This is a genomic window from Polaromonas sp. P1_G2, from assembly GCF_056405515.1.
In genome coordinates, this window is record NZ_JBFUBY010000706.1 from 1 (window position 1) to 609 (window position 609).

1 pseudogene is annotated in these 609 nt (G+C 61.1%); it reads right to left on the reverse strand.

Annotated features, from left to right (window positions below):
• Positions 1 to 517: pseudogene (locus AC1D0P_RS27075) on the reverse strand (6-hydroxynicotinate reductase); the annotation flags it as partial.
• Positions 518 to 609 lie beyond the last annotated feature (92 nt).

A 609-nucleotide genomic window follows, 5' to 3' on the forward strand; every position in this document is an offset into this window, starting at 1 on the left:
GATGGTGGACGCCGCCGAGCGACAGCATCTGTGAACCATATTCGCCGGTCATGACATGGCCGATCGCCTCGCCGTCGACGCGCACGGCCGCCGTTTCCGGGCCGAGGAAGCGGTCGGTGTCGATCTTCACCTTGGCGCCGCAATAAGAAAAGATGCCTTCGGTGACCACGGTCACCATATCGATGCCGTTCTGCTTCTGCGAAACGATGAAGGGCGCGGGCTTGTAGTCCGGATAGGTGGTGCCGGCGCCAACGGCGGTGACGAAGGGCTTGCGCGCATGCACGAGGTCGCCGTTCCAGTCTTCAGCAGGCTCGTCGGGCATGAAGGGCACGACCTTGCCGCCGGCCGAAACCGTGCCTTCGATGATCGTCAGTGGATCGACGCGGATCAGTTCGCCGCCCTGATTGGCGTAACGGTCGCAGGCACCGGCCCGGCCGTCGGCAATGTAGCACATGACCGGACAGGCATCGCAACGGATCTTGCCGTTCTCGGCGGCTTCGACGACCTGCTTGACCATCCCGAAACTCCTGCCTTTGTCGATCTGGACAATTTCATTTGTATGCAAACGAGTATCGGACTCACTTCGCCTTCTGTCAAGCAATCCATTGG